We start from the raw sequence: 19293 nt of genomic DNA, 5'->3' as shown, positions 1-19293 counted from the left end.
GCTAGCGGTTGCCGTGCCCGTCCCCGCACCCGGCCCGCCGCGACCAGGCCCTTCCGGGCCCCGCCCCCTCCGCCCCGGGGTGCCCCTTGCGGTGGGCGTCGCGTCCTTCCCCCGGTGGTGAGCTGAGCGCGCAGTTCCCCGCGCCCCCAGGTGATTGCCACTTGGCGCGGCATATCGCCTTTCCCCCGGTGGGGGCTTGTCGCGCAGTTCCCCGCGCCCCTGGTGTGTTGCCCTGCGCGGCATGAGCCAAGCGTTTTAGGGGCGCGGGGAACTGCGCGACCAGCCCCCACGGCGGGAAGGTCGCGACGCCCACCGCAAGAGGCACCCCCGGAGCGAAAGGGGCGCGGGGAACTGCGCGCGCAACCACCCACCGGCGGACGGTCGCGCGGGCCACCGCAAGAGGCACCCCGGGGCGGCCTCACGCCGCGCCGAAGCGGGAGCGGTACGCGGAGGGGGAGAGTCCCGTCACCCGGCGGAGCACCCCACGGAGGTGGGAGGCCGTGCCGAGGCCGGCCCGGCGGGCGACGACGTCGAGGCGGGGCTCGCCGCGTTCGATGAGCCGGCAGGCGAGGGCGACGCGCTCGCCGGTGAGCCAGGCGAGCGGCGTCGTCCCGAGCTGCGCCCGGAAGCGGCGGTGCAGCGTCGCGGGGCTGACGGCCGCGCGCGCGGCGATGTCGGCGACGGTCAGCGGCGCGTCGAGGTGTTCGAGGGCCCACGCCAGGACGGGTCCGAGCGACTGGTCGCGCAGTTCGGGCACGGGGCGTTCGACGAACTGGCGCTGTCCGCCGTCCCGGTGGCCGGGGAAGACGAGCCGCCGGCTCACCGCGTTGGCGATCTCCGCGCCGTGGTCGCGGCGTACGACGTGCAGCCCGAGGTCGAGCGCGGCGGCGCTCCCCGCCGCGGTGAGGATGTCGCCGTCGTCGACGAAGAGCACGTCGGGTTCGAGCCGTACCGCGGGGAAGCGGGCGCGGAAGAGGTGGGCCCAGCGCCAGTGCGCGGTGGCGCGGCGCCCGTCGAGGATGCCTGCTTCGGCCATGGTGAAGGCGCCGCTGCAGAAGCCGACGATCCGGGCTCCGCGCGCGTGCGCGCGGCGTATCGCGTCGAGTACGGGCGCGGGCCGGGGCGCCTCGACGTCGGGCCGGTTGGGGACGATGAGCGTGTCCGCGGTGTCGGCGGCGTCGAGTCCGGCGACACCGCCGAGGGTGAAGAAGCCGTCCCGCATGCGGGTCCGCGGCTGGGCGGCGCACAGCGTGAAGTCGTAGAGGTCGCGGCCGAGTTCGGGTCTGGGCAGGCCGAAGATCTCGATCGCGCAGCTGAGTTCGAAGGGGTTGGAGTTGTCGTCGACGAGGACGACGACCCGGTGCGAGGATCCCTGCGGCATGTGCGATTCCTAGCACTGCCACGGCGGTTCGCGCTCCCCGAGGATGATCGGCATGACGACTGAACCCACCGCCCTGGCCGCCGCTCTCGCTTCCTTCGACGACCTGTGGAGCCCGCGGATCGTGACGCGGGTCAACGATTACGACGTGCGGGTCGCGAAGGTGCGGGGCGTGCACGTGTGGCACGCGCACCACGACACGGACGAGTTCTTCCTGGTCCTGGACGGGGAGTTGAGCATCGCGCTGCGCGAGGAGGCGGGCGAGCGCACGGTGGTGCTGCCCCGGGGGTCGGTCTTCACCGTGCCCCGGGGCGTCGAGCACTGCCCGTCCTCGGCGGAGGGCGCGTCGATCATGGTGCTGGAGCCGACCGGCACGCTCACGGTCGGCGACAGCCACGAGGAGGTGCCGGACCACGTGGACGCCACGACCGGCCACCCCCTCGCGCTGTGACGGTCAGTGCCGCGCGGCGGGCGGCTCGGCCTCCCAGGCCGACGCCTGCTCGGGCCCGGCCCCCAGGACGGCGCAGCGCAGCCAGTGCTCGCCCGCCGGGAGGTGGGCCAGCAGGGTGGGGATCGCGGTGCGGCGGGCCAGCACGTTGGTGCCGGGGAGCGCTTCGACGACGTGGCCCTCGCGCGGTGCGGTGCCCGGTTCGGGCAGGTCGGCGAGGGCGCTGAGGTCGCCGGTGGGTCCGGCGGCGAGGGCGCGGCCCTCGCCGGTCACGCGGCGCGTGCCCGTACCGTCGCGGTCGACGGCGAAGCCCGCTTCCGCGGTGTGCAGGGCGCGCCCGGTGCGGATGCGGTGGGTGCGCAGGTGCCAGGGTCCGGCGGCGGTGAGCCAGGTGGTGATCTCGACGTCGGCCCAGGGGCGCCAGGTGCTGCGGACGGTGCCGTCCTCGGCGGAGGCCTCGAATTCCTCGCACGTCTCGCGGACACGGAAGTGGACGGGCTCGCCGTCGTCGTCGCTGACGGCGAGGACGGAGTCGTACGCCCCGTGGACGAGCCCGAGGTCACCGGCGGGGAGGCTGAAGCCGAAGCGCGTGGAGTAGGCGAACTTGGCGTACTTGGCGGGGCCGCCGCGCGCCCAGGTGTTCTGCTGGAGCCCGCTGAGCAGCGTGACGTCGCCTCCGGAGCGGGACAGAACGGCGCCCGCGGGCGGCTGGACGAGGGTTCCGGGCAGATCGTCCGGCAGCGGCTGCTCGTCCGCGGTCCAGAAGGCGTCGGTGGCGGGCAGCGCGAGTGGCAGGAAGGCCTTCATCGCCCAGTACGGGGAGGCGGGCCCGTTGTACTGCTCGGCGACTGCGGGCTGCGGGTAGCCGTAGCCGATGCTGAGCAGCCCGTCGGGCGCGATGCTCTCCGTACGGTCGCGCCACCAGCGCAGATGCCGCATGAGCAGGCCCTTGACCTCGCCCGCGGGCAGCGCGTCGGAGCCGGAGTGGGCGAGGGCGCCCCAGAAGGAGCCCTGCGCGAAGCGGTAGATGAGGCTGCGCCCGTACGGCACGGCGGAGCCGTCGTCGGCGAACCAGTGCCGGAAGCCCTGGGCGAACTCCCCCGCGCGCTGCCGGAACCGGGCGGCGCGGTCGGCATCCTCGTCACCGGCGAGGGTGGCGTAGATGAGGCCGTAGAAGTGCATGGCCCAGGGGATGTAGTAGTCGCGCTGCGGGGTGGGGCCGTCGGCGTACCAGCCGTCGGCGAGCGCGTAGGTCTCCAGCCGGTCGAGGCGGGCGTGCCGGGCGTCGCGGTCGTGGGCGTAGCCGACCCGGTCCAGGCCGAGCGAGACCATGACGGGGAAGAAGTTCCAGTTGTTGTCCGGGGTGCGGGCGTCGACGAAGCGGGCGAGCCAGGCGCCCGCGCGGTCCTTCTCGGCGCCGCTGAGCGGGTCCCAGAGCTTGTCGGGCGCGAGGGCGAGGGCGAAGCCGAGCGCGGCGGACTCCACCGTGCGCTGGTCGATGTCGCGCGGCTCGCCCCAGTACTCGGGGTGGGCGGGATCGGTGCCAGCGGCGAGGCCGCGCGCCCACAGGTCCCAGTGCGCGAAGTCGCCGCCGCCCGCGGCGAGCGGGGCCAGGCCCCACAGCGGGCGGGCGTAGCCCTCGAAGTCGGCGGCGGTGTCGGGGTGGTGGGCGATGTTGACGCCGAGCCGGATCCTGGCCCCGCCGGGGCTCGCGTACGGCGGCAGCGCCTCCGCCAGCTCCCGCGCGTACGCCTGCATCTCCGCGCGTGCCGACGCGGCCCGCGGGGGTGCGGACGCGCCGCCGCCCGTGCCGCCGAACGCCCCGCCATCCGTACCGCTGCCCATGCTGGCCGCCCTCCCGACGCCGATGTTGCGACAACTTTCGCAACTCCTTCGGCCCACGTCAACGCCCCTCCCGCCGTCACGGCCACGGCAGCGGTGCAGCACAATGGCCGCATGGAGCACGCGATACGGCACAAGGTCACGGTGTCCGGCGGCAGTTGGGTCACGGTCGACGTGTACGGGGAGCCGGGCGCGCCCGCGCTGCTCGTGCTCCCCGGCGTGATGAGCGACGCCGCCGGCTGGCGGGACGTGGTGGGCGCGCTCACCGCGTGGCCCTCGGCGGCGGTCGTCAACCGGCGCGGCCGCACCCCGTCCGGGCCGCTGACCGGCGACTACTCGCTGCGCACCGAGGTCGCCGACCTGGCCGCCGTCCTCGACGCGCTCGGCGAGCCGCGGGCGGTCTTCGGCTGGAGCTACGGGGCGCTCGTCGCACTGCTGGCCGCCGAGGAACGCCCGGTGCGGCGGCTGATCGGGTACGAGCCGGTGGTCCGGCCGTTCGGCGCGGACGCCCTGGAGGAGCTGAAGGCCGCGGACGCGGCAGGTGACCTGGACCGCGCGGTGGAGATCGTCAACCGGCGGATCTCCGGCTTCTCGGCGTCCTACGTCGAGGCGCTGCGCGCGGACCGCCCCACCTGGGAGCTGCTGCGCCGGCTCAGCGAACCGCTGTACGCCGAGATCGCCGCGCTGAACGCCGAGGAGCCGCGGGCCCTGGGCGGGCGGGCGGAGCGCGTCGACCTGATCGTCGGCGCGCACAACCGGGGCCTGCCGCCGTACGGAACGGCGTTCGAGGACGTCCGGGCGCTCGTACCGGGCGCGGCGGTCCACGAACTGCCCGGCCAGGGCCACCTGGCCCACGTCGAGGGACCGGCGGCGCTGGCCGCCCTGCTCGACACGCTCGCCGACTGAGCGGACCCGCCCGCCGCCCGGGTCAGGGGAAGGCCTTCGCCAGCAGCCCGAAGGCCAGTTCCGCCTCCGCGGTGGCCTGCGCGAGGGCGTCCGGGTCCCGCTCCCGCGCGAGCATCCGCTCCAGGTTGCGTACCGTCAGGGCCCGCTGCACCGCGAGGGTCTGACCGGCGAGCGCGCGCGGCACGATGCCCCGGGACGGGTCGCCCGCGACGCCCCCGTCCTCGGCGAAGAGGACCTCGGCGAGCGCCTCCGCGAGGCTGTCCTCGCTCAGGATCCACTGCTCCATCAGCCGCAGCTTCAGGCTGGGCGCGGCCATGACCATGCGCTGGAAGGCCAGGAACTCCGGGTAGTCGGCGAGCCCGGTGCTGGGGTCCCCGGCGGCCAGGCCCGCGAGGAAGTGCCGCCGCAGCGCGGCCACCGGGGACTCGCCGGACCGCCGGGACCTGACGACGCGCGCGGGCTCGTCGATGTGGTCGCGCAGCGGGTGGAAGACCAGGTCCTCCTTGGTCGGGAAGTAGTTGAAGACCGTCTTCTTCGACACCTCCGCGGCGGCGGCGACATCGGCGACCGAGACCCCGTCGAAGCCGTCCCGCAGGAAGAGCGCGACCGCCGTCTCGGAGATGTGCTCGCCCGTCCGCAGCTTCTTACGCTCCCGCAGCCCCAGTTCGTCAGCCATGGCCGGATCCTACCGGCAATGTTCGCCCGGGTTGATTATTGCACTCACTACATAGATTGCCTCCGAGCATCTTTACACCTAGTGTAAATCGCATGGGAGACAAGAACACCTGGGCCCCCGTCCACGACGGGCCGGTCCTGCTGATGAGCACCCGCCAGGTCAGGCTGGTGGGCGCGGCCGCCATCACCGTGCTGCTGCTGGCGATCCTGGACATCAACATCGTGTCCGCCGTGGCGTGGAAGACCGTCGCCGACCTCGACCCGGTCCACGGCATCGCCGAACTGCCCTGGCTGACCTCGTGCTACGCCCTCGCGGACTGCATCGTCGTACCGCTGTACGGCAGGCTCGCCGACGAGTACGGCGCCAAGCCGCTGCTGCTCACCGCGCTCGGACTCTTCACCGTCGGCTCGCTCGGCTGCGGCCTGTCCCGCACCCTCACCGAACTCATCGCCGCCCGCACCGTGCAGGGGCTCGGCGCGGGCGGACTCACCGCGATCACCCTCGTCGTCACCGGCACCCTCTTCGACGACCGCGACGACAGCGACCCGGACCGTACGGTCAAGCCCTCCAGCGCCGTCGGCATCGGCGCGGCGGTCATGTTCGGCATCGGCCTCGCCCTCGGGCCGACACTCGGCGGCCTCATCTCCGACAGCCTGAACTGGCGCTGGGTCTTCCTGCTCAACCTCCCCATCGCCGCCGCCGCGTTCGCGGTCTTCGCCCTCGTGCTGCGGCTGCCCGCCCGCCCGGTACGGCGCCGCGTCGACTTCCTCGGCGCCGCGCTGCTCGGCGGCTTCGGGGCGTGCGCGCTGCTGGTCGCCCAGTGGGGCGGCAGCCGCTACGCGTGGACGTCGGGCGTCGTCACCGCGCTCGCCGCGGGAGCGGTGCTCCTCGCGGGCTGCTTCGTGTGGCGCAGCCTCGTCGCACCCGAACCGCTCGTCTCACTGACCCTGCTGCGCAACCCCGTCTTCCGGATGATGATGCCCGTCTCCCTGGTCGCGGGGACGGGCGTGGCGGGCGGCCTGTTCTACGTCAACGGCTACCTACAGGTCGGCCGCGGCCTCAGCACCGGCCACGCCGGACTGCTCACGGCGTGCATGGCCGCGGGCGTCCTGGCATCCGTGCCGGTCGCGAGGCTCATCGTCAACACCCTGGGCAAGTTCAAGTACCTGCTGGTGGCGGCGGGCACGTTCGAGGCCGCGGTACTCATCGCCTTCGGCGGGATAGGGACGGGCACCAGCTACTGGCTCATCGGCGCCGGATGCTTCGTGCTCGGCATCGGCGTCGGGCAGTCGCTCGGCCTGGGCCTGCAGTACATGCAGAGTTCGGTGGACCCGGCGGACCTGGGGGTCGCGACGGGGTCCCTGCGGTTTGCGCAGCAGCTGGGGACGTCGTTCGGGTTCGCGCTCTACAGCACGATCGTCGCGCGATACCTGGACGCGCACCTGCGCGGTGCGGCGCGAGTGAACGGCAACCTCGACACGAGTGCGCTGCGGTTGCTGCCGGGGGCGGAGTACCGGGCCGCGGTGGGGGTGTTCGTGCACGCCACGAACGTGGTTTTCGCCGTGGCCGGCGTGCTGTGCCTGGCGGCGGGCCTGATGGCACTCGCCATCCGCGAGCGCGGCCGCTCCGCGGCGTAGCAGTTGACGCGTGCCGCGCGGGGCGCCCGTTTTTAGGGGCGCCCCGCGGGCGAAAAACGGGCACCGCCTTCCGCGGAGGGCAGCTCAGACGTTGAAGCCCAGGGCACGCAATTGCTCGCGGCCGTCGTCGGTGATCTTCTCCGGGCCCCACGGCGGCATCCAGACCCAGTTGATCTTCAGGTCGGCGACGATGCCCTCCGTCGCGGTCTGGGCCTGCTCCTCGATCACGTCGGTCAGCGGGCAGGCCGCGGACGTGAGGGTCATGTCCAGGGTGGCGACGTTGGAGTCGTCGACGTGGATGCCGTAGATGAGGCCCAGGTTGACGACGTCGATGCCCAGTTCGGGGTCGACGACGTCGTACAGCGCCTCGCGGATCTCTTCCTCGGAGGCCGGCTTCAGCGCGACCTCGGTGCCGTCAGTCATGCGGTCTCCTCGGGGGTGGTGCCGGACAGTGCCTGCGCCGTGGCGTCCTTCCAGGCCATCCAGCTCAGCAGCGCGCACTTGACCCGCGCCGGGTATTTCGAGACGCCGGCGAACGCGACGGCGTCCTCCAGCACCTCCTCCATCGCGTCGTCGGGCTCGATCTGGCCGCGGGACTGCATCAGCTCCAGGAAGGTCTCCTGGATCTTCCGCGCCTCGGCCAGTTCCTTGCCGACCAGCAGGTCGTTGAGGACGGACGCGCTGGCCTGGCTGATGGAGCAGCCCTGGCCCTCGTACGAGACGTCGCCGACGGTCTCGCCGTCCATCCGTACCCGCAGGGTGATCTCGTCCCCGCAGGTGGGGTTGACGTGGTGCACCTCGGCCTGGCCGTCGCGCAGGCCGCGCCCGTGCGGGTGCTTGTAGTGGTCCAGGATCACGTCCTGGTACATCGAGTCCAGCTTCACAGCAGCACCACCGTCACCCGAAGAAGTTCCTGACCTGCTCCAGCCCGTCGACCAGGGCGTCGACCTCGGCCGGAGTGGAGTACAGATAGAACGACGCTCGCGTGGTCGCGGGAATTCCGTACCGCAGGCAGACCGGGCGGGCGCAGTGGTGGCCGACCCGGACGGCGATGCCCTGCTCGTCGAGCACCTGGCCCACGTCGTGCGGGTGGATGTCGCCGAGCGTGAAGGAGATCGCCGAGCCCCGGTCCTGCGCGGTGTCGGGGCCGATGATGCGCAGCGACGGGACGTCGCGCAGCCGCTCCAGCGCGTACTCGGTGAGCGTGTGCTCGTGCGCGGCGATCTTGTCCAGGCCGATCGCGGTGAGGTAGTCCACGGCCGCGCCGAGGCCGATGGCCTGGGCGATCGGCGGGGTGCCGGCCTCGAACTTGTGCGGCGCGGGCGCGTAGGTGGAGGAGTGCATCGAGACGGTCTCGATCATCTCGCCGCCGCCGAGGAAGGGCGGCAGGTCCTCCAGCAGTTCCTGGCGGCCCCACAGCACGCCGATACCGGTCGGGCCGACCATCTTGTGGCCGGTGAAGGCCACGAAGTCGGCGCCGAGCGCCTGCACGTCCAGCACCATGTGCGGGGCGGCCTGCGAGGCGTCGATGAGCACCAGGGCGCCGACGTCCTGGGCGCGGCGCACGATGGCCTCGACCGGGTTGACGGTGCCGAGGATGTTGGACACCAGCACGAAGGAGACGATCTTCGTCTTCTCGGTGATGACCTGCTCGATGTCGGACAGGTCGAGCCGGCCGTCGTCGGTGAGGCCGAACCACTTCAGCGTCGCGCCGGTGCGCTGCGAGAGCAGCTGCCACGGGACGATGTTGGAGTGGTGCTCCATCTCGGTGATGACGATCTCGGTGTCCCGGTCGACCCGGTACGGCTCGTCCGCCCAGCCGAGCATGTTCGCGACCAGGTTGAGCGACTCGGAGGCGTTCTTGGTGAAGATGACCTCGTCGCGGCTGGGCGCGTTGATGAACGCGGCGACCTTGTCGCGCGCGCCCTCGTACAGCGCGGTGGCCTCCTCGGCGAGCACGTGCACACCGCGGTGGACGTTGGCGTTGGAACGCTCGTAGTACGCGTTCAGCACGTCGAGGACCTGGCGCGGCTTCTGCGAGGTCGCCGCGTTGTCCAGGTAGACGAGCTTCTTGCCGTCGTGGACGACCCGGTCGAGGGCCGGGAAGTCCTTGCGGATCGCCTCGGTGTCGAGGAGGCCGGGCAGGGGCCGCCGGGTCGGCGGGGGGAGTGTCACGCGGCAGCGCCACCCTTCACGTAGGACTCGTAGCCCTCTTCCTCCAGCTTGTCGGCCAGCTCCGCGCCACCGGACTCGGCGATGCGGCCGGCGGCGAAGACGTGGACGAAGTCGGGCTTGATGTACCGCAGGATGCGCGTGTAGTGGGTGATCAGCAGGGTGCCGACCTCGCCGGACTCGCGTACCCGGTTGACGCCCTCGGAGACGATGCGCAGCGCGTCCACGTCCAGGCCGGAGTCGGTCTCGTCGAGGATCGCGATGTGCGGCTTGAGCAGCTCCAGCTGGAGGATCTCGTGGCGCTTCTTCTCACCGCCGGAGAAGCCCTCGTTGACGTTGCGCTCGGCGAAGGAGGGGTCCATCTGGAGCCGCTCCATCGTCTCCTTGACCTCCTTGACCCACGTGCGCAGCTTGGGGGCCTCGCCGCGGATGGCGGTCGCGGAGGTGCGCAGGAAGTTGGAGACGGAGACGCCGGGGATCTCGACCGGGTACTGCATGGCCAGGAAGAGGCCGGCGCGGGCGCGCTCGTCGACGCTCATCGCGAGGACGTCCTCGCCGTCGAGCGTGACGGTGCCGCCGGTGATCGTGTACTTGGGGTGGCCCGCGAGCGAGTACGCGAGGGTGGACTTGCCGGAGCCGTTGGGACCCATGATCGCGTGGGTCTCCCCCTGCTTCACGGTCAGGTCGACGCCCTTGAGGATCTCCTTGGTGGAGTTGTCGGCCTCGACGGTGACGTGCAGGTCGTGGATTTCAAGCGTGGCCATGGGTGACTCAGGACTCCTGGGTGACGGAGACGAGCACGTCGTCCCCAACGATCTTGACGGGGTATACGGGCACGGGCCGCGTGGCGGGCAGCCCGGAGGGCTTGCCGGTGCGCAGGTCGAAACGGGACCCGTGCAGCCAGCACTCGATCTGGCAGTCCTCGACCTCGCCCTCGGAGAGCGAGACGTTGGCGTGCGAGCAGATGTCGTGGATGGCGTAGACGTCGCCGCCGGTGGAGACGACGGACACCGGGGTGCCGTCGATCTCGACCCGGCGGGGGGTGTCCTCCTCCAGCTCGGCGAGCTTGCAGACGGCGACGTACGCCTCGGTGGCGGTCATCCGACGGACGCCTCCAGCTCCGCGTCGATCTTCGCCATCAGCCGCTCCTCCAGGTCGGCCAGGCCGATCTGCTGGACCAGCTCGCCGAAGAAGCCGCGGACGACCAGGCGGCGCGCCTCCTGGCTGCGGATGCCGCGGGACCGGAGGTAGAAGAGCTGCTCGTCGTCGAAGCGGCCGGTCGCGGAGGCGTGACCGGCGCCGACGATCTCGCCGGTCTCGATCTCCAGGTTCGGCACCGAGTCGACGCGGGCGCCGTCGGTGAGAACCAGGTTGCGGTTGAGCTCGTAGGTGTCGGTGCCCTCGGCGGCGGCCCGGATGAGCACGTCGCCGATCCACACCGCGTGCGCGTCCTGGCCCTGCAGCGCGCCCTTGTAGGCGACGTCGGAGCGGCAGTGCGGGGTGTCGTGGTCGATGAAGAGCCGGTGCTCCTGGTGCTGGCCCTCGTCGGTGAAGTACAGCCCGTACAGCTCGGCCTCGCCGCCGGGGGCGCCGTAGACGACCCGCGGGTGCAGGCGGACCAGGTCGCCGCCGAAGGTCACGACGACCGACTTGAAGCTGGCGTCGCGGCCGACGAGCGCGGTGTGCTGGGCGGCGTGCACGGCGGTGTCGTCCCAGTCCTGCACGGACACCACGGTGAGCTTGGCGCCGTCGCCGATCAGGTACTCGACGTTGGCGGCGAAGGTGGTGTCGCCGGTGTGGTCGATGACGACGACGGCCTCGGCGAAGGCGCCGACCTCGACGACCTGGTGGCCGAAGGACGTGCCGCCCTCGCCGTGGACGGCGATCCTGACCGGCTCGGTCAGGATCGTGTCCTTGGGGATGCTGACGACCGAGGCCTTCTCGAAGGAGCTGAACGCCTGCGCGGCGACCCGGTCGACGGGCTTGCCCGCGCGGCCGATCCGCGGGTCGGTGCGGTCCACGGTCTGCACCGTGACCCCCTCCGGGGCGGTCACCTCGACGCGCAGGGCGCCGGTGGCCTCGGCGGTGCCGTCGTGCAGCCCGCGCAGGCGTTCCAGCGGAGTGAAGCGCCACTCCTCCTCGCGGCCGTGCGGCACCGGGAAGTCGGCCACGTCGTAGGACGGGGCCGCGCTGACCCGGGCGTCGGCGGGCTGTCCCACCGTGATGGCACCGTCCGTGGTGCTGCCCGCAGGGGTGATGTCAGCCATGGCTAGTCGTACAGCTCTCTTTCGGGAGGAACTCGGGAAGGCTCGCCGAACGTCGCGAGCGGGGTACGGGAGGCGGGCCGGCCGTCAGCCGACGGCGCCCTCCATCTGCAGCTCGATCAGCCGGTTCAGTTCCAGGGCGTACTCCATCGGCAGCTCCTTGGCGATCGGCTCGACGAAGCCGCGCACGATCATCGCCATGGCCTCGAACTCGGTCAGTCCGCGGCTCATGAGGTAGAAGAGCTGGTCGTCGGAGACCTTGGAGACGGTCGCCTCGTGGCCCATCGACACGTCGTCCTCGCGGACGTCGACGTACGGGTAGGTGTCGGAGCGCGAGACGGTGTCGATCAGCAGCGCGTCGCACAGCACGTTGGACTTCGATCCCGCCGAGCCCTCGCCGATCTCGATGAGGCCGCGGTAGGAGGTGCGGCCGCCGCCGCGCGCCACCGACTTGGAGACGATGTTGGACGACGTGTTCGGCGCCATGTGCACCATCTTGGCGCCCGCGTCCTGGTGCTGGCCCTCGCCGGCGAACGCGATCGACAGCGTCTCGCCCTTGGCGTGCTCGCCCATCAGGTAGACGGCCGGGTACTTCATGGTGACCTTGGAGCCGATGTTGCCGTCGACCCACTCCATGGTGGCGCCCTCGTAGGCGACGGCGCGCTTGGTCACCAGGTTGTAGACGTTGTTCGACCAGTTCTGGATCGTCGTGTAGCGGCAGCGGCCGCCCTTCTTCACGATGATCTCGACGACGGCCGAGTGCAGCGAGTCGGACTTGTAGATCGGCGCGGTGCAGCCCTCGACGTAGTGGACGTACGCGTCCTCGTCGACGATGATCAGCGTCCGCTCGAACTGGCCCATGTTCTCGGTGTTGATCCGGAAGTAGGCCTGCAGCGGGATGTCCACGTGCACGCCCTTGGGGACGTAGATGAACGACCCGCCGGACCACACCGCGGTGTTCAGCGACGCGAACTTGTTGTCACCGGCCGGGATGACCGTGCCGAAGTACTCCTGGAACAGCTCCGGGTGCTCGCGCAGCGCGGTGTCGGTGTCCTGGAAGATGACACCCTGGCTCTCCAGGTCCTCGCGGATCTGGTGGTAGACCACCTCGGACTCGTACTGCGCGGCGACACCGGCGACCAGGCGCTGCTTCTCCGCCTCCGGGATGCCGAGCCTGTCGTAGGTGTTCTTGATGTCCTCCGGCAGGTCCTCCCAGGACTCGGCCTGCTTCTCGGTGGACCGCACGAAGTACTTGATGTTGTCGAAGTCGATGCCCGACAGGTCCGAGCCCCAGGTCGGCATGGGCTTCTTGCCGAACAGCCGCAGGCCCTTGAGCCGCAGCTTCAGCATCCACTCCGGCTCGCCCTTCTTCGCGGAGATGTCCCGGACCACGTCCTCGGACAGCCCGCGCCGGGCGGACGCGCCGGCGATGTCGGAGTCGGCCCAGCCGTACTCGTAGTTGCCGATGCCTTCCAGCTCCGGGTGAGTGGTCTCGGTGGGAGCAGTCATGCGGGGTTCCTCCCGGACGTGCGGGCTGTTGCCTGATCGGTGTGGGTGGTGCTGTCAGCGGTTCCGAGCTGCGCCGTCTGCGGCGCCTGCGGGGCTCTCGGCACGAAGGTCGTGCACACGCCGTCGCCGTGGGCGATGGTGGCCAGCCGCTGGACGTGGGTGCCGAGCAGCCGGGAGAAGACTTCCGCCTCCGCCTCGCACAGCTCGGGGAACTGCTCGGCCGTATGGGCGACCGGGCAGTGGTGCTGGCACAGCTGCTCCCCGGCGGGGCCGGAGTCGCTGTTGGTCGCGGCCGTGGTCGCCGCGTAGCCGTCCGCGGACAGCGCGCGGGCCAGCGCCCGGGTGCGGTCCTCGGGGGCCGCGGCCTCGACGGCGGCGCGGTAGCGCTCGGCCTGCGCGGCGACGCGTGCCCGCGCGAAGGCCGACACGGCGGCCTGCCCGTCGGCTCCGCCGCCGGCGGTCTCGGCGATCCAGCGCAGCGCGTCGGCCGCGAGGGCGTCGTAGGCCTGGTCGAAGGCGTCCCGGCCGCAGTCGGTGAGCGCGAAGACCTTGGCCGGGCGGCCGCGGCCGCGCTGGCCGTAGACCCGCTGTTCGCGGGGCTCCACCACGTTCTCCGCGACGAGCGCGTCGAGGTGGCGGCGGACGGCGGCCTGGGTGAGGCCCAGCCGCTGCGCGAGATCGGCGGCGGTGGACGGTCCGTGGTTCAGGATGGACCGGGCGACCCGGTTGCGGGTGCGCCGCTCCCCGGTCGTCTGCTCCTCCGCCGCCTCCTGAGCGGCACCACCGACGTATTTCACAAAGACATTGTTGCGTAATTCCTCAGGCACGGGCAAGCCGCCTCGGCACCACCCGCGGTGTGCTGCGTCACTTAGGGTCACCTAATTCCGCCCCGCGGCCGGATCCGCTTTCCCGGCTCCCTAGACTCGTCCCATGCGAAACGCGTCCGGGGTCCCTGCTGTCGAGGTGACCGGTCTGGTCAAGCGGTACGGGGCCAAGGCCGCGGTCGACGGTCTCGACCTCGTGGTGCCGCGCGGCAGCGTCACCGCCGTGCTCGGCCCCAACGGAGCGGGCAAGACCACCACCGTCGAGGTGTGCGAAGGCTACCGCCGCCCGGACTCCGGAAGCGTACGCGTCCTCGGGCTGGACCCCGTCACCGAGGGGGCAGCGCTCCGCCCCCGGATCGGCGTGATGCTCCAGTCCGGCGGCGTCTACCCCGGCGCCCGCGCCGAGGAGATGCTCCGGCACACCGCCGCGCTGCACGCCCATCCGGTGGACCCGGCGCTGCTCATCGAACGGCTCGGCCTGGAATCCTGCGGCCGCACCGCCTACCGCCGGCTGTCCGGCGGGCAGCAGCAGCGGCTCGCGCTCGCCATGGCCGTCGTCGGCCGCCCCGAGCTGGTCTTCCTCGACGAGCCCACCGCGGGACTGGACCCCCAGGCCCGCCGCGCCACCTGGGACCTGGTGCGCGAGCTGCGCGCCGACGGCGTCGGCGTCGTGCTGACCACCCACTTCATGGACGAGGCCGAGCAGCTCGCCGACCAGGTCGTCATCATCGACGCCGGCCGCGCGATAGCCCGCGGCACCCCGGAGGAGCTGTGCCGCGGCGGCGCCGAGGGCACCCTGCGCTTCACCGGCCGCCCCGGCCTGGACCTCGCCTCGCTGCTCAAGGCGCTGCCCGCCGACAGCACCGCCGCCGAGCTGGGCCCCGGCAGCTACCGCATCGAGGGCAAGGTGGACCCGCAGCTGCTGGCCACCGTCACCTCCTGGTGCGCCCAGCACGGCGTCCTCCCCGAGGGGCTCGCGGTGGAGCGGCGCACCCTGGAGGACGTCTTCTTGGAACTGACCGGCAGGGAGCTGCGCGGATGACCGCCACCACGAGCACCACGGACACCGCGCCGGACGCCCCGCACGCCGGCATGTTCGCCCCCGGCCCCGGCCCCGCCGGGACCGCCGCGATGATCCGCGCCCAGGCGGTGCTGGAGACGAAGATGCTGCTGCGCAACGGCGAGCAGCTGCTGCTCACCGTCGTGATCCCGGCGCTGCTGCTGCTCGTCTTCAGCTCCGTCGACATCGTCGACACCGGCGCGGGCAAGTCCGTCGGCTTCCTCGCCCCCGGCGTCCTCGCGCTCGCCGTGCTCTCCACCGCCTTCACCGGCCAGGCCATCGCCACCGGCTTCGAGCGCCGCTACGGCGTGCTCAAGCGGCTCGGCGCCTCGCCGCTGCCGCGCTGGGCGCTGCTGACCGCCAAGACCTGCTCGGTGCTGGTCACCGAACTGCTCCAGGTCGTGCTCCTGGTCGTGATCGCCTTCGCGCTCGGCTGGTCCCCGCACGGCAACCCGCTCGCCGTGCTCGTCCTGCTGCTGCTCGGCACCGCCGCCTTCTCCGGGCTCGGCCTGCTGATGGCGGGCACGCTGCGCGCCGAGGCCACGCTCGCCGCCGCCAACCTGGTCTTCCTGCTGCTGCTCATCGGCGGCGGGGTCATCGTGCCGATGGACAAGTTCTCCGGCCCCGTACGGGACGTGCTCCAGCTGCTGCCCGTGTCCGCCCTGTCCGACGGCCTGCGCGACGTCCTGCGGGACGGCGCCGCGATGCCCTGGGCCGACCTGGGCATCCTCGCGGTGTGGGCGGCCGTCGCGCTGGCCGCCGCGAGCCGCTTCTTCCGCTGGGAATAGCCGCCCACGGACCCCGCGCGGGCCCCCTCGTGAAAACACGCACAAGGAGGCGCCTACGATGGCTCCGTGCCGAAGCTGCCCGAAATCGCGCGAAACCCGCTCGCCTTCATCGCCGCCAGGTGGACCCCGGACCCCGTGACGGTCCGCCGGGCGACCCTGGCCGCCCTGGTGATGTCCGTGGTCATCGTGATCACCGGCGGCGCGGTCCGGCTCACCGCGTCCGGCCTGGGCTGCCCGACCTGGCCCACGTGCAGCGGGGACAGCCTGCTCGGCACCCGCGAGATGGGCATCCACCACGCCATCGAGATCAGCAACCGCATGCTGACGTACGTGCTGTGCGCGGCGGTCGGCTGGGCGATCATCGCGATCCGCGCGATGGAACCGCACCGCACCGGCCTCCACCGGCTCGCGTGGGCCCAGTTCTGGGTCGTCGTCGGCAACGCGATCTGGGGCGGCCTGACCGTCCTGACCAAGCTCAACCCGTACGTCGTCGCGCTGCACTTCCTGCTCACCGCGGCCCTCATCACGGTCGCGGTCCTCACCTGGCAGCGCACCGCCGAGGGCGACGCCTCCCCGCGCCCGCTGGTCGGCAAGCCGGTACGCCAGCTGGGCCTGGTGCTCGTCGCCGCCTCCGCGGTGCTGATCACGGTGGGCACGCTGGTCACGGGCGCGGGCCCGCACCCCGGCGACAGCAGCGGCAAGTACAAGCTCCAGCGCATCGAGGTCGACTGGAAGACCATCGCCCAGCTGCACGCCGACTTCGCCTGGATCGTCGTCGGCCTGACGATCGCCCTCTGGTTCGTCCTGCGCGCGGTAGACGCCCCCCGCGGCCCCCAGCGCCGCGTGACCGAACTCTTCGCCGTCCTCATGGCCCAGGGCGTCATCGGCTACGTCCAGTACTTCACCCACCTCCCGGCGGCCCTCGTCGACCTCCACATGTTCGGCGCGAGCCTCGTCTGGATCGCCGTCCTCCGCGTGGTCCTCGCGATGCGCGAACGCCCGGAATCCGAACCGGGAGAAGCCCATCAGGGGCGCGGGGAACTGCGCGACCAGCCCGCACGGCGGGAAGGCCGCGAACCGGCCGCCAGTGGCACCCCGGGAGCGTAGGACCAGCCACGACGGCGGGAAGGCCGCGCGACCAGCGCGAGACGCACCCCCGGAGCGAAACCCCTACCCGGCCGGCAGGCCGAAGACGCGCCGGGCGTTCTCCGCCCCCACCAGCGCGGCCACGCGCCCCGCGTCGGACGCGGACCACTCCCCCGCCCCGACCCGCGCGGCGGCGAAGGACTCCAGGGCCGCCCGGAACCCCCGCGCCGCGGCAACGTGCAGCTCGGCCAGCCCCACCGCGCCGCCGGCATAGAGCACCTTGCCGAAGGGCGCCAGCGCGAGCACGGGCCCGGGGTCCCCGCCGACCCCCACGTAGACGTGCGCCAGCTCCCCCGCGAGGCGTGCCCCCGCGGTCTCGTGGGCCGGTCCCGGCAGCAGCACGACGTCCGTGCCCTCCCCCGCGGTGTCCCGCAGGAACCCGGCGGCGGCGTCGGGCCCCGGACCGTCCTGGCGGTGCCGCAACAGCAGCGGCAGGCCCTCCGCCACCGCCTGCCAGGCGAGGTGCCGCAGCAGTACGGGGTCGGCGGGCCGCTCGCCCACCCGGCGGGAGCCGAGCCAGCGCGCGGCGGCGGTTCCCAGTTCCGAGGGGCCGGGCGGCCCGCCGTCCAGCTCCTCCGCCGCGCACGCGAAGCCCACCGCGCCCAGCGCGGCGCCCCGCGCGGACTCGGCGAGATTGGCCAGAAAGCCCCCTGCCGTTCCGGAGGTGTCGGCAACCTGCTGGGCCATCTGCTCCAGCCGCACGATCTCGTACGCGGCCGCGCCGCCCGCCGCCGCGAGTTCCGCCGGCGGCGCCAGTTCACCGGGCTCCCCGGTGTCGACCAGGTACGTGTCCACGCCGGTGCCGCGCAGCAGCCGCCGTACGGACTCGTACGCGCCCAGCTCGCGGCGTCTGGCCAGATAGCGCGCCGGGGCGCAGTGCGGTTCGAGGCCCAGCAGCGGCGGGCACCAGCGGCGTACGGCGAAACCGGCGGGGCTGTCGAAAAGCGTGGTGTGCGGCGCGGCGGTCCCCGGCAGCCAGGCCTCGAAGGCGCCGATGCCGAGGTCGGCGGGGTGCACACCGTGGCCGTACGCGTCCACCAGGTGCCCCCGCTGGAGCGCCCGCGCCCCGGCCATCGCCGCCCCCTCGCCGTCCTGCCCGCCCGTCAGGACCCCGTCATGGTCCTCATGGCAGGTGACAGCGTCAGGTGTGCGACCCGCCGCCGATCTGAATTCCGGCCATCCTTCGCCACTCGTAGGGCCCGGTCCGCACGCGGCCCGCGAGTTCGCCCCCGAAGTCCTCGGCGAGGGTGAGGCCGGCGGCGGTCACCGCGTCGCGGGCGGCGTCGTAGCCGGGTGCGACGAGGTCGCCCCAGGCGCCGTCCTGTCCGACCAGCACGATGCGGGCGCCGCGGGCGCCGATGTATTCGACGGTGGCTTCGGCGCCGCCGTGCTTCTGCGCGAAGCGCGCTGCCTGCCGGGCGAGCCGCGCTGTCCCTTTGCTCTCCATGGGCGTCATGCTACTCGCGGGTAGCCAGAGCGGGGCCCCCGCTGCGGCGGGCGGGAGCGCTCAGTGCAGGAAGGGGTCCACCGCGACGGCGACGAAGAGCAGCGTGGCGTACGTGATCGACCAGTGGAAGAGCCGCATCTCCTTCAGCTTCGGGCCCGTCACCCCGGCCTTCGCCCGCGCGTGCAGCGCATGCGCTTCCTTGAGCCAGAAGGCGCCCAGCAGGGCCGCGACCACGGGGTAGAACCAGGACGTCTCGCCGAGCGGCCACCACAGCGCGAGCGAGGTCAGGACCATGACCCAGCTGTAGAGGACGATCTGCCGGGCCACGACCTGGTTGCCCGCGACGACCGGGAGCATCGGGACGCCGACGCGCTCGTAGTCGTCCTTGACCTTCATGGACAGCGGCCAGTAGTGCGGCGGCGTCCAGAAGAAGAGGACGAGGAAGAGGACGAAGGGCGCCCACGCCAGCTCGTTGCGGACGGCGGACCAGCCGATGAAGACCTGGAGGCAGCCGGCCACCCCGCCCCACACGATGTTCTGGGCGGTGCGGCGTTTGAGGCCGAGGGTGTAGACGAAGACGTAGTAGAGGATCGCGGTGAGCGACAGGCCCGCGGACAGCGGGTTGACCAGCAGCGCGAACCACACCGTGGAGACCACGGAGAGGGTGATGCCGAAGACCAGGCCCTCGCGCGGCGAGATCAGCCCGGTGACCAGCGGACGCTGCTCCGTGCGGTGCATCATCGCGTCGATGTCGCGGTCGATGTACATGTTGAGCGCGTTGGCGCCCCCCGCGGAGAGATAGCCGCCGATCATGGTCGCGACGACCAGCCACAGGTCCGGCACGCCACCGGCGGCCAGGAACATGACCGGAACCGTCGTGATGAGCAGCAGCTCGATGATCCGCGGTTTCGTCAGTGCCACGAACCCCATGACACGGGCCGCCAGCGGCCGATGCACGGGGCCTGTCGCGATGACCCCCGCGGGTCGGGTTTCGACGGCCGTCACGAACACCCCAAGGAGATGAGTCCAGCAGGCCGGCAAACACCTGGCCCCGCCTGCTGCACCAGCGGGCCGGCCACGGTGCGGCCTGCGCGTACCACGCCACTCTAGACGTAGGGAATACCCCGGCTGCTTCCGGGGTCGGTCGTGTTGCCGGGCCCGGCCCCCGGCGCCGGACCGCGGACCGTTATCGGGTG

Annotated in this window: 20 protein-coding genes; 6 read left to right on the top strand and 14 right to left on the bottom strand. The window is 72.3% G+C overall.

Features of this window, described 5'->3' with window-relative positions; genetic code table 11:
• Nucleotides 1-418: 418 nt before the first annotated feature.
• A complete protein-coding gene (locus tag ACWERV_RS08005) occupies nucleotides 419-1381 on the bottom strand; it encodes a helix-turn-helix domain-containing protein (protein WP_452930189.1) in 963 nt (320 codons plus the stop codon).
• 52 nt (nucleotides 1382-1433) lie between these two features.
• On the opposite strand from ACWERV_RS08005, the gene ACWERV_RS08000 reads away from it, so the two are divergent.
• A complete protein-coding gene (locus ACWERV_RS08000) occupies nucleotides 1434-1829 on the top strand; it encodes a cupin domain-containing protein (protein ID WP_452930187.1) in 396 nt (131 codons plus the stop codon).
• Between the two features lie 3 nt (nucleotides 1830-1832).
• Here ACWERV_RS08000 and ACWERV_RS07995 read toward each other — a convergent pair whose 3' ends face one another.
• A complete protein-coding gene (locus ACWERV_RS07995; RefSeq protein WP_452930184.1) occupies nucleotides 1833-3671 on the bottom strand; it encodes a DUF2264 domain-containing protein in 1839 nt (612 codons plus the stop codon).
• A 111-nt stretch (nucleotides 3672-3782) separates the two neighbouring features.
• On the opposite strand from ACWERV_RS07995, the gene ACWERV_RS07990 reads away from it, so the two are divergent.
• The gene (locus ACWERV_RS07990; protein WP_452930181.1) at nucleotides 3783-4574 is read left to right on the top strand and encodes an alpha/beta fold hydrolase; all 792 of its coding nucleotides are present in this window, start codon (nucleotides 3783-3785) and stop codon (nucleotides 4572-4574) included.
• Nucleotides 4575-4596: 22 nt separating this feature from the next.
• Here the strand turns inward: ACWERV_RS07990 and ACWERV_RS07985 are convergent, their stop codons facing one another.
• The gene (locus tag ACWERV_RS07985; RefSeq protein WP_452930179.1) at nucleotides 4597-5250 is read right to left on the bottom strand and encodes a TetR/AcrR family transcriptional regulator; all 654 of its coding nucleotides are present in this window, start codon (nucleotides 5248-5250) and stop codon (nucleotides 4597-4599) included.
• A gap of 92 nt (nucleotides 5251-5342) precedes the next feature.
• On the opposite strand from ACWERV_RS07985, the gene ACWERV_RS07980 reads away from it, so the two are divergent.
• Entirely contained in the window at nucleotides 5343-6887 is a 1545-nt protein-coding gene (locus tag ACWERV_RS07980; protein WP_452930177.1) for an MFS transporter, read from the top strand.
• 84 nt (nucleotides 6888-6971) lie between these two features.
• Here ACWERV_RS07980 and ACWERV_RS07975 read toward each other — a convergent pair whose 3' ends face one another.
• The 8 genes from ACWERV_RS07975 to ACWERV_RS07940 form a co-directional block, all read right to left on the bottom strand.
• Nucleotides 6972-7310 (bottom strand): metal-sulfur cluster assembly factor, encoded by a 339-nt coding sequence (locus ACWERV_RS07975; protein WP_031520951.1) that lies wholly within the window; start codon nucleotides 7308-7310, stop codon nucleotides 6972-6974.
• On the bottom strand, nucleotides 7307-7771 hold the full coding sequence (sufU, locus tag ACWERV_RS07970; RefSeq protein ID WP_398187439.1) for a Fe-S cluster assembly sulfur transfer protein SufU: 465 nt from the start codon (nucleotides 7769-7771) through the stop codon (nucleotides 7307-7309). The genes ACWERV_RS07975 and sufU overlap by 4 nt, the downstream gene beginning before the upstream one ends.
• Before the next feature lie 13 nt (nucleotides 7772-7784).
• Nucleotides 7785-9032 carry a cysteine desulfurase gene (locus tag ACWERV_RS07965; protein WP_398187656.1) on the bottom strand — a complete coding sequence of 416 codons (1248 nt, stop codon included), beginning with the start codon at nucleotides 9030-9032 and terminating at the stop codon, nucleotides 7785-7787.
• 26 nt (nucleotides 9033-9058) lie between these two features.
• Nucleotides 9059-9823 (bottom strand): Fe-S cluster assembly ATPase SufC, encoded by a 765-nt coding sequence (gene sufC / locus ACWERV_RS07960; RefSeq protein WP_452930174.1) that lies wholly within the window; start codon nucleotides 9821-9823, stop codon nucleotides 9059-9061.
• 7 nt (nucleotides 9824-9830) lie between these two features.
• Nucleotides 9831-10160, bottom strand: a complete 330-nt coding sequence (locus ACWERV_RS07955) for a non-heme iron oxygenase ferredoxin subunit (RefSeq protein ID WP_398187433.1) — start codon at nucleotides 10158-10160, stop codon at nucleotides 9831-9833.
• Complete coding sequence (gene sufD, locus ACWERV_RS07950) at nucleotides 10157-11326, bottom strand: Fe-S cluster assembly protein SufD (RefSeq protein WP_452930171.1); 1170 nt, start codon at nucleotides 11324-11326, stop codon at nucleotides 10157-10159. The genes ACWERV_RS07955 and sufD overlap by 4 nt, the downstream gene beginning before the upstream one ends.
• Nucleotides 11327-11410: 84 nt before the next feature.
• On the bottom strand, nucleotides 11411-12832 hold the full coding sequence (gene sufB / locus ACWERV_RS07945; RefSeq protein ID WP_031520964.1) for a Fe-S cluster assembly protein SufB: 1422 nt from the start codon (nucleotides 12830-12832) through the stop codon (nucleotides 11411-11413).
• Nucleotides 12829-13629, bottom strand: coding sequence for a helix-turn-helix transcriptional regulator (locus tag ACWERV_RS07940; RefSeq protein ID WP_398187425.1), 801 nt, complete (start codon nucleotides 13627-13629; stop codon nucleotides 12829-12831). The genes sufB and ACWERV_RS07940 overlap by 4 nt, the downstream gene beginning before the upstream one ends.
• A gap of 133 nt (nucleotides 13630-13762) precedes the next feature.
• Between ACWERV_RS07940 and ACWERV_RS07935 the strand changes: the two genes are divergently transcribed.
• From ACWERV_RS07935 to ACWERV_RS07925, 3 genes are all read left to right on the top strand, one after another.
• The gene (locus tag ACWERV_RS07935; RefSeq protein WP_452930168.1) at nucleotides 13763-14698 is read left to right on the top strand and encodes an ABC transporter ATP-binding protein; all 936 of its coding nucleotides are present in this window, start codon (nucleotides 13763-13765) and stop codon (nucleotides 14696-14698) included.
• Nucleotides 14695-15504 carry an ABC transporter permease gene (locus ACWERV_RS07930; protein ID WP_452930166.1) on the top strand — a complete coding sequence of 270 codons (810 nt, stop codon included), beginning with the start codon at nucleotides 14695-14697 and terminating at the stop codon, nucleotides 15502-15504. Before ACWERV_RS07935 ends, ACWERV_RS07930 begins: the two co-directional genes overlap by 4 nt.
• Nucleotides 15505-15570: 66 nt before the next feature.
• Nucleotides 15571-16611 (top strand): COX15/CtaA family protein, encoded by a 1041-nt coding sequence (locus tag ACWERV_RS07925; protein WP_452930164.1) that lies wholly within the window; start codon nucleotides 15571-15573, stop codon nucleotides 16609-16611.
• A gap of 63 nt (nucleotides 16612-16674) precedes the next feature.
• Here ACWERV_RS07925 and ACWERV_RS07920 read toward each other — a convergent pair whose 3' ends face one another.
• The 3 genes from ACWERV_RS07920 to ACWERV_RS07910 form a co-directional block, all read right to left on the bottom strand.
• Nucleotides 16675-17724 carry an amidohydrolase gene (locus tag ACWERV_RS07920; RefSeq protein WP_452930161.1) on the bottom strand — a complete coding sequence of 350 codons (1050 nt, stop codon included), beginning with the start codon at nucleotides 17722-17724 and terminating at the stop codon, nucleotides 16675-16677.
• A 67-nt stretch (nucleotides 17725-17791) separates the two neighbouring features.
• Nucleotides 17792-18097, bottom strand: coding sequence for a hypothetical protein (locus tag ACWERV_RS07915; RefSeq protein ID WP_452930158.1), 306 nt, complete (start codon nucleotides 18095-18097; stop codon nucleotides 17792-17794).
• A 60-nt stretch (nucleotides 18098-18157) separates the two neighbouring features.
• Nucleotides 18158-19102 (bottom strand): heme o synthase, encoded by a 945-nt coding sequence (locus ACWERV_RS07910; RefSeq protein WP_398187407.1) that lies wholly within the window; start codon nucleotides 19100-19102, stop codon nucleotides 18158-18160.
• Between the last annotated feature and the right edge of the window lie 191 nt (nucleotides 19103-19293).

It is taken from the genome of Streptomyces sp. NPDC004031, assembly GCF_053604375.1.
Note: the sequence above shows the minus strand (reverse complement) of the source record. Positions and strands in the feature narration are given on the sequence as shown.

Excerpts from the sequence above, each read along its gene's own strand:
- sufC (WP_452930174.1), bottom strand. The coding sequence starts at position 9,823 with ATGGCCACGCTTGAAATCCACGACCTGCACGTCACCGTCGAGGCCGAC.
- ACWERV_RS07990 (WP_452930181.1), top strand. The coding sequence starts at position 3,783 with ATGGAGCACGCGATACGGCACAAGGTCACGGTGTCCGGCGGCAGTTGG.
- ACWERV_RS07920 (WP_452930161.1), bottom strand. The coding sequence starts at position 17,724 with ATGGCCGGGGCGCGGGCGCTCCAGCGGGGGCACCTGGTGGACGCGTAC.
- ACWERV_RS07930 (WP_452930166.1), top strand. The coding sequence starts at position 14,695 with ATGACCGCCACCACGAGCACCACGGACACCGCGCCGGACGCCCCGCAC.
- ACWERV_RS07980 (WP_452930177.1), top strand. The coding sequence starts at position 5,343 with ATGGGAGACAAGAACACCTGGGCCCCCGTCCACGACGGGCCGGTCCTG.
- ACWERV_RS07995 (WP_452930184.1), bottom strand. The coding sequence starts at position 3,671 with ATGGGCAGCGGTACGGATGGCGGGGCGTTCGGCGGCACGGGCGGCGGC.
- ACWERV_RS07985 (WP_452930179.1), bottom strand. The coding sequence starts at position 5,250 with ATGGCTGACGAACTGGGGCTGCGGGAGCGTAAGAAGCTGCGGACGGGC.
- ACWERV_RS08005 (WP_452930189.1), bottom strand. The coding sequence starts at position 1,381 with ATGCCGCAGGGATCCTCGCACCGGGTCGTCGTCCTCGTCGACGACAAC.
- ACWERV_RS07915 (WP_452930158.1), bottom strand. The coding sequence starts at position 18,097 with ATGGAGAGCAAAGGGACAGCGCGGCTCGCCCGGCAGGCAGCGCGCTTC.
- sufD (WP_452930171.1), bottom strand. The coding sequence starts at position 11,326 with ATGGCTGACATCACCCCTGCGGGCAGCACCACGGACGGTGCCATCACG.
- ACWERV_RS08000 (WP_452930187.1), top strand. The coding sequence starts at position 1,434 with ATGACGACTGAACCCACCGCCCTGGCCGCCGCTCTCGCTTCCTTCGAC.
- ACWERV_RS07935 (WP_452930168.1), top strand. The coding sequence starts at position 13,763 with ATGCGAAACGCGTCCGGGGTCCCTGCTGTCGAGGTGACCGGTCTGGTC.
- sufB (WP_031520964.1), bottom strand. The coding sequence starts at position 12,832 with ATGACTGCTCCCACCGAGACCACTCACCCGGAGCTGGAAGGCATCGGC.
- ACWERV_RS07955 (WP_398187433.1), bottom strand. The coding sequence starts at position 10,160 with ATGACCGCCACCGAGGCGTACGTCGCCGTCTGCAAGCTCGCCGAGCTG.
- ACWERV_RS07975 (WP_031520951.1), bottom strand. The coding sequence starts at position 7,310 with ATGACTGACGGCACCGAGGTCGCGCTGAAGCCGGCCTCCGAGGAAGAG.